Below are 7786 nucleotides of genomic sequence, written 5' to 3' on the forward strand. Positions count from 1 at the left end.
GGTATTCCTCCAATACTTTATTAACAGTGATTATTGTAAATGTATTTCAAGACCGAGACCCATAAGCTCTCGAAGTAATACCTTGAATGATTCTGGTACGTCTCCATCAGGAAGGTTCTCACCTTTTACAATGGCTTCATAAACTTTGGAACGTCCTTTAACGTCGTCACTCTTCACAGTGAGCATTTCTTTCAGGATACTTGAAGCACCATAAGCATATAGTGCCCAAACCTCCATCTCACCAAGTCTCTGGCCACCAAACTGTGCTTTACCACCCAACGGCTGCTGAGTAATAAGAGAGTATGGCCCGATTGAACGAGAGTGCATCTTATCTTGAACTAAGTGATTCAGTTTGATCATGTAAATGTAACCAACCGTAGTTTTCTGAGAGAATGCTTCTCCCGTTCTACCATCGTATAGGTTAACACGTCCATCTTCAGGTAAGCCTGCTTCTCTTAATTGACCTTTTACGTCATCCATGGTCGCACCATCAAAAATTGGTGATGCGAAAGTAACGTTAAGTTTCTTAGCAGCCCATCCTAGAATGGTTTCATAAATCTGACCTAAGTTCATACGAGAAGGTACACCAAGTGGGTTTAGACAGATATCAACAGGAGTACCATCTGCCATAAACGGCATGTCTTCCTGTGGTACAATCTTAGCAACCACACCTTTGTTACCGTGACGACCCGCCATCTTATCACCTACTTGAAGCTTACGCTTCTTAGCGATATAAACTTTTGCTTTCTGGATAATTCCAGGAGGCAATTCGTCTCCTACTTGGATGGCGAAGGTTCTACGTTTAGCTTCGCTATCAATCTCACGACGTAACTCGCGGTAGTTAGCAAATAATAGCTTAACGTGTTCTACTAGATTTTGATCTGTAGCCCAGTCAATGTTCTCATTGATGTTTACAGGATCAATTTCTTCGAATACTGATTTCTTGTACTTCTCACCTTTAGGAATCAATTCTACATTACTGTAGTCGTATACTCCTGGAGAAGTTTTATCTCTAAGCAAAGAGTACATCTTGTCTGCCCACTGCTGATTCAATTCAGCTAGTTTCTGAGAATGACGCTCTTTTTCTTGTTCAACGCGTTTCTTCTCTTCTTTGCGAGATACTAACTCATCACGCTTACGGCTAAACAGTTTTGTATTGATAACAGTCCCTGAAACGCCCGGAGGTGTTTTTAGAGAAGCATCTTTTACATCACCTGCTTTATCACCGAAAATAGCGCGTAGTAATTTTTCTTCTGGTGTTGGATCTGTTTCACCTTTTGGAGTGATTTTACCAACTAGGATATCGCCTGGATTTACTTTAGCACCAATGCGAATCATCCCTTTCTCGTTAAGATTACGTGTAGCTTCTTCGCTCACGTTAGGAATCTCACGAGTTAATTCTTCTTCACCACGTTTTGTGTCACGAACTTGTTGTTCGAACTCAGTAATGTGAATAGAAGTATAAATATCATCTTGAACGATGCGCTCACTTACTACAATAGCATCCTCAAAGTTGTAACCTCTCCATGGCATGAAAGCCACTAATAAGTTACGACCTAGTGCAAGCTCACCACCATCCGTTGAACAACCATCCGCGATTGCTTGTCCTTTTTTAACCTTGTCGCCTACTTTTACAATAGCACGTTGGTTAGTACAAGTATCTTGGTTTGTTCTTGTAAACTTCTCAAGTACATACGTTTTAATACCACCGTCGAAGTAGCAATTTTGCTCTAATTCAGAACGGTCGTATTTGATACGAATCTCAGTTGCTGATACATATACTACTTCACCATTTGCTTCAGCAGTGATGATAGCACGTGAATCTCTCGCAGCACGATGCTCCAAGCCGGTACCTACTACAGGTGCTTCAGGGCGAAGCAGTGGCACGGCTTGACGCTGCATGTTAGAGCCCATCAATGCACGGTTTGCATCATCATGTTCGATGAATGGGATCAGCGCAGCTGCAAGGGATGTAATCTGGTTTGTTGCAACATCCATGTACTCGATTTCATCCGACTTCGCTAACAGGTAGTTACCTTCGCGCATTCTCGAGAATACCGCTTCGTTCACAAACTTACCGCTTTCATCTAATTCAGCGTTGGCCTGTGCAATAACTGTTTCATCTTCCTGCTCAGCCGCTAAGTACTCAACATCTTTCGATACTTTATTGTCTTTAATGCGACGGTATGGAGTTTCAATAAATCCGAAGTCATTCACTTTCGCGTGAATACATAGAGACGAGATAAGACCAATGTTCGGGCCCTCAGGAGTCTCAATCGGACATAAACGACCATAATGCGTGTAGTGAACATCACGAACCTCGAAACCTGCACGCTCTCTTGTAAGACCACCAGGTCCAAGAGCCGACATACGACGTTTGTGAGTTAGCTCAGCAAGTGGATTGGTTTGATCCATAAACTGAGAAAGCTGGTTAGTACCAAAGAATGTGTTAATTACACTCGAAATAGTACGAGCATTCACAAGATCTTGTGGAGTTAACTGCTCAGCATCACGCGAGTTCATACGCTCTTTAATAGTACGAGCCATACGAGCAAGACCAATTGCAAACTGCTGGCCTAACTGCTCGCCTACTGTACGAACACGTCTGTTACTCAAGTGATCAATATCATCAACTTGAGATTTCATATTCTTAAGGCGGATTACCTCTTTAATAATAGCAACGATGTCTTCCTTCAATAGGTACTGAACATCTTCGTTGCCTTCTAGGCGAAGTCGTTTGTTTAGACGGTAACGTCCTACTTCACCAAGATCATATTTCTTATCACTGAAGAACAGACGCTCTAGAATAGCGCGAGCTGTTTCAGGATCAGGCATTTCACCAGAACGGATCTGCTGGTATACTTCGCCAAGTGCAGAAGTCTCATCCCAAGTTGGATCTTTTCTAAGCGTGTTCATGATTACTGAACGCTCAGACTCTTCCGCTGAAATAGTTTGTAATAAAACAGTTTTTTGATCGATTTCAGCAAACATGCCGTAATCGTCTTCTGTTAACTCATGATCGCGTTCAAAAATGATTTTGCGATTCAGAGCTTCTGTTACTTCACCCGTTTCTTCATCAACAACTTCTTCCATTTCTTCAACAATGATATTCTGCGCAAGTCTACGACCTACCAGATTCTTATTGAAGTTGGCTTTAGTTCCTACTTTAACTTCTTCAGAAAGAGCAAAAATGCTTAATAAGTCTAAGTCGGAAGAGAAACCCAACGCACGCAATAAAGTGGTTGCAGGAATCTTTTTCTTTCTATCGATATAAGCCCAAAGTACATCACGGATATCTGTGGTAAACTCAATCCAAGAACCTTTAAATGGAATTACACGAGCTGAATACAGCTGAGTACCATTCGGGTGTAATGATTGGCCGAAGAATACACCAGGTGAACGGTGTAGCTGAGATACGATAACACGCTCAGCACCATTAATGATGAAAGTACCACGATTGGTCATCCAAGGAAGGTCTCCTAAGAACACTTCTTGTTCAATCGTTTCACTAGCTTCATCGCTATCATCCACAGATGATAGTCTTAATTTTGCCTTCAGTGGAACAGAGTAGGTTAGTCCTCGATCCTGACATTCTTTTATAGTATACCTCGGAACGTCTACATTGTAGTATAAAAATTCGAGTATGTGCGTTTCACGAGTATCCTGAATCGGAAAATTTTCCATGAAAATTCGCTGTAGCCCTTGATTTGCACGCTCATTCGGTGCAATATCAAGCTGAACGAATTTCTCGAACGACTCTAATTGGATATCCAGAAAATCCGGGTATTCTAAAACTTCTTTAGTGCGCCCAAAAGACAGGCGATCCGTATTGGGAATAGTTTGCATCTTCTTGCTCAAAAGGAACCTCTCCTTTTTGTTGAAGGTAATATGAACGGTAAAAACCCCTTATAACACGGGGTTAATGAGTATAGACGCCAATAGCCAATACCGTTTTCACGATATTGGCTACCAACGAAATATAAAAGCACGCTTATTTAAGCTCTACAGTAGCTCCAGCTTCTTCAAGCTTAGCTTTGATGTCTTCAGCTTCGTCTTTAGAAACACCTTCTTTGATGGTGTTAGGCGCGCCGTCAACTAGTTCTTTTGCTTCTTTTAGGCCAAGACCTGTAATACCGCGAACTTCTTTGATCACAGCAATTTTCTTAGCACCAGCAGATTCAAGAACAACATCGAATTCTGTTTTTTCTTCAGCTCCACCAGCAGCGTCTCCGCCACCTGCAGGGCCTGCAACAGCAACAGCTGCAGCAGCTGGTTTGATGTCGTATTCTTCTTCAAGAACTTTAGCTAGTTCGTTTGCTTCTTTGATAGTTAGGTTGACAAGCTCTTCAGCTAGTTTATTTACGTCAGCCATTTTTATCTCCAGTTGTTTTTAAAAGTAAAATTTTGTTGTCTTTCGACAGTTGTAAAAGGATTATTCTTCGCCTTTTTCGGCAATAGTTTTAACAGCACCAACAAGGTTTGAACCTTGTGCAGTTAGTGCACTCACTACGTTGGTAGCAGGTGACATCAATAAGCCAAGTATATCGCCAATAACTTCGTCTTTCGACTTCATTGCGGCTAGAGCTTCCAATTTATCAGCACTGTAGTACTCACCGTCAATGTATGCGGCTTTGAACTCAGGCTTCTTTTTATCCTTGGTAAACTCTTTTAATACTTTAGCTGGCGCAGATAATTCATCCTCAACAAATGCAAAAGCGTTTTGGTCTACTAACGATGGTAATACTTTATCGTATCCACCGATTTCTTCCATAGCAAGCTTCATAAGCTTGTTCTTGTACACTTTGTAGAAGATATTCCCCTTACGGAATTCTCCACGCAGTTCGTTAGCGTCGGCCACAGACATACCTGAATACTTAGTGATATAAAGGCCATTAGCCTTTTTCAGGTTTTCCGTGATTTCGTCTAGAACTGCTTTTTTTTCTGCAGTAGGCATAATTCAATTCCTCCTATTATAGGGATGTAACTGCGGTTCTGCTTATAGGAATGCTTGGCCCCATTGTGCTACTCATGAAAACACTTTTCACGTATAGCCCTTTTGCGGACGCTGGCTTCAAGCGCATTACCGTTGATAGAAACGCTTCTGCGTTTTCTTTCAATTTGGTTGCGTCGAAACTTGCTTTACCTACTGATGTATGTAGAATTCCGAATTTATCAACACGGAAATCAATCTGACCTGCTTTTACTTGTTTAACAGCGTCAGCTACATCCATAGTAACCGTTCCACTTTTTGGGTTTGGCATCAATCCTCGAGGTCCTAGGAAACGTCCTAGTTTACCGAGTTTTCCCATTGCATCAGGTGTTGCGATGATCACGTCGATCTCCGCCCAACCTTCTTCAATTTTCTTGATGTAATCATCCATACCAACATAATCGGCACCTGCTTCTCTGGCTTCATCTTGTTTAGACTCGTTAACGAGCGCTAAAACACGTACATCTTTACCAGTTCCATGAGGTAAACTCACAGTTCCACGTACCATTTGATCAGCGTGTCTTGGATCAACACCCAAACGGATATCGATATCAATCGACGAGTCAAAATTTGTACTCGATGTCTTTTTAACCAGATCACATGCTTCCTCCAGAGAATATTCAATCTCCGGATTAACTAGTGCCACGGCTTGTTCGTATTTCTTTCCTCTTTTTGCCATGATCACAATTCCTTATTTATCGCGATTTACTCTAAGACCCATACTACGAGCCGTACCTGCAATCATCTCAGCACCAGCTTCAATGTCAAACGCATTTAAGTCTTCCATTTTTTCTTGTGCGATCTCTTTGCATTGGCTCCAGGTTACAGTACCAACCTTCTTAAGGTTAGGTTCACCTGATCCGGACTTTAATTTCGCTGCTTTCAAGAGAAGTACAGGTGCTGGTGGAGTCTTCGTTTTAAACGTAAAAGACTTATCAGCGTACACAGTAATCTCAACAGGTATTACAGTACCGGCTTTTTCCTGAGTCTTAGCGTTAAAGGCTTTACAAAACTCCATGATATTAATGCCCGCTTGACCGAGAGCCGGTCCAACAGGAGGGGCAGGGTTTGCCTGTCCACCAACAATCTGGAGCTTCAGGATTCTTTCAACTTTTTTAGCCATGGATTCTCAGGATCCTAATGATTAGTAACTTCTGTTTGGTTGCGTAATAGCTAGTATCAACTAGTTTCTTTGTTTAATTAAGTAGCCGATTCCACTTGGTTCACGTCTACTTCTACAGGGGTACGGCGTCCAAATATGGATACCAACACTCTCAATTTTAACTTATCGGTGTTTACTTCCTGCACGGTTCCATCAAAATCTTTGAATGGTCCCGAAATAACTTTAACAAGATCCCCTTCACTGTATGGGATCTCGATATTTTGCATTTCTTCTCCGGTCTCTTTAACTCGACCTATAATTCTCTTTACTTCGTGCTTCTTTAATGGCTGCGGTATAAGTTGCTCTTTACCAACTTTCAAAAAACCAAGGCAAGAAGGTGCGCTTTGTACAAGGTTGTTAACTTCTTCGTCATAGTGCGTATTCAAAAGTATATACCCAGGAAAGAAGTTCTTCTCTCTGGTCTTTTTCTTACCACCGCGAATTTCAACCACAGTCTCAGTAGGTACAAGAACCTCTTGCACTTTATCACTAAGCCCTTGCTCTTCTATCTCGCGATCAAGAAACTCTTTTACTTTTTTTTCATGACTGGAAAAACAGCGAACTACATACCAGTCATGCACTAAATCGTTACTCATTATTACTTGTAGATAAATTCTAAAGCGGTACTGTAAACTTGATCAACTCCGAAAATGAAAACAGAAAGGATGATCGAGAAAACAATAACTATGATTGTGTTATCAATGAGTTCTTTTTGAGTAGGCCATGCCACTTTCTTAAACTCATTTACAACGCCATCAAAAACACCTGATAGTTTAGCCATTATGCTTCTTATTATAATATTAGCACGGGCGGAGAGACTCGAACTCCCGACACCTGGTTTTGGAGACCAGTGCTCTACCAGCTGAGCTACGCCCGTTTATACGCGGAAGAGTAGACAGAAAACTGCCTACTCTTAAACCGCAATTCAATAAAGCCGGTAGTACTTAATCTAAGATTTTAGTTACCACACCAGCGCCTACAGTACGTCCACCTTCGCGAATTGCGAAACGCAGACCTTCTTCCATCGCCACTGGCTGAATGAGCTCAACGCTCAACTTCACATTATCACCAGGCATTACCATCTCAACGCCACTTGGAAGCTCACATGCTCCTGTTACGTCTGTAGTTCTAAAGTAGAACTGCGGGCGGTAGCCTTTGAAGAATGGAGTATGACGCCCACCTTCATCTTTACTTAGTACGTATACCTCGCACTCAAACTGCTTGTGTGGAGTGATTGAGCCTGGCTTACATAATACCATTCCACGCTGAATGTCTTCTTTGTTGATACCACGNAGAAGAATACCTGCGTTATCACCCGCTTGACCTTGGTCAAGTAGACGACGGAACATCTCGATACCTGTAACAACACTCTTCATCGGTGCTTCTACGATACCTACAATCTCAATCTCATCGTTTAGCTTCAACACACCACGCTCGATACGNCCTGTAGCTACTGTTCCACGTCCAGTNATAGAGAATACATCCTCTACTGGCATTAGGAACGCTTTGTCTACATCACGCTCTGGAGTCGGGATCGTCTCATCTACAGCAGCCATTAACTCAACTACTTTCTCTTCCCACTGTGCCTCGCCGTTAAGCGCGCCTAAAGCAGAACCTTGAATTACTGGAATCTC

Annotated in this window: 8 protein-coding genes and 1 tRNA gene; all 9 read right to left on the bottom strand. The window is 42.1% G+C overall.

The genetic code is table 11. The annotated features are described in order from the left end of the window. Positions 1-30: 30 nt before the first annotated feature. On the bottom strand, positions 31-3846 hold the full coding sequence (gene rpoB, locus B155_RS0111645; RefSeq protein WP_018128440.1) for a DNA-directed RNA polymerase subunit beta: 3816 nt from the start codon (positions 3844-3846) through the stop codon (positions 31-33). 145 nt (positions 3847-3991) lie between these two features. Further along, positions 3992-4372, bottom strand: a complete 381-nt coding sequence (gene rplL, locus B155_RS0111650) for a 50S ribosomal protein L7/L12 (RefSeq protein ID WP_018128441.1) — start codon at positions 4370-4372, stop codon at positions 3992-3994. 60 nt (positions 4373-4432) lie between these two features. Beyond that, positions 4433-4954 (bottom strand): 50S ribosomal protein L10, encoded by a 522-nt coding sequence (rplJ, locus tag B155_RS0111655; protein WP_018128442.1) that lies wholly within the window; start codon positions 4952-4954, stop codon positions 4433-4435. A gap of 16 nt (positions 4955-4970) precedes the next feature. Continuing rightward, a complete protein-coding gene (gene rplA, locus B155_RS0111660) occupies positions 4971-5669 on the bottom strand; it encodes a 50S ribosomal protein L1 (protein ID WP_018128443.1) in 699 nt (232 codons plus the stop codon). Between the two features lie 12 nt (positions 5670-5681). Next, positions 5682-6113 carry a 50S ribosomal protein L11 gene (gene rplK / locus B155_RS0111665; RefSeq protein ID WP_018128444.1) on the bottom strand — a complete coding sequence of 144 codons (432 nt, stop codon included), beginning with the start codon at positions 6111-6113 and terminating at the stop codon, positions 5682-5684. 77 nt (positions 6114-6190) lie between these two features. Beyond that, a complete protein-coding gene (gene nusG, locus B155_RS0111670) occupies positions 6191-6748 on the bottom strand; it encodes a transcription termination/antitermination protein NusG (RefSeq protein ID WP_018128445.1) in 558 nt (185 codons plus the stop codon). A 2-nt stretch (positions 6749-6750) separates the two neighbouring features. Then, positions 6751-6933 carry a preprotein translocase subunit SecE gene (secE, locus tag B155_RS0111675; protein WP_018128446.1) on the bottom strand — a complete coding sequence of 61 codons (183 nt, stop codon included), beginning with the start codon at positions 6931-6933 and terminating at the stop codon, positions 6751-6753. Between the two features lie 23 nt (positions 6934-6956). Beyond that, a tRNA-Trp gene (locus B155_RS0111680) sits at positions 6957-7029 on the bottom strand. A 67-nt stretch (positions 7030-7096) separates the two neighbouring features. Then, positions 7097-7786, bottom strand: a 690-nt coding sequence (locus B155_RS0111685) for an EF-Tu C-terminal domain-related protein (protein ID WP_018128447.1), incomplete at its 5' end; no start/stop codon positions are given.

It is taken from the genome of Balneola vulgaris DSM 17893, from assembly GCF_000375465.1.
Lineage (GTDB): Bacteria > Bacteroidota > Rhodothermia > Balneolales > Balneolaceae > Balneola > Balneola vulgaris.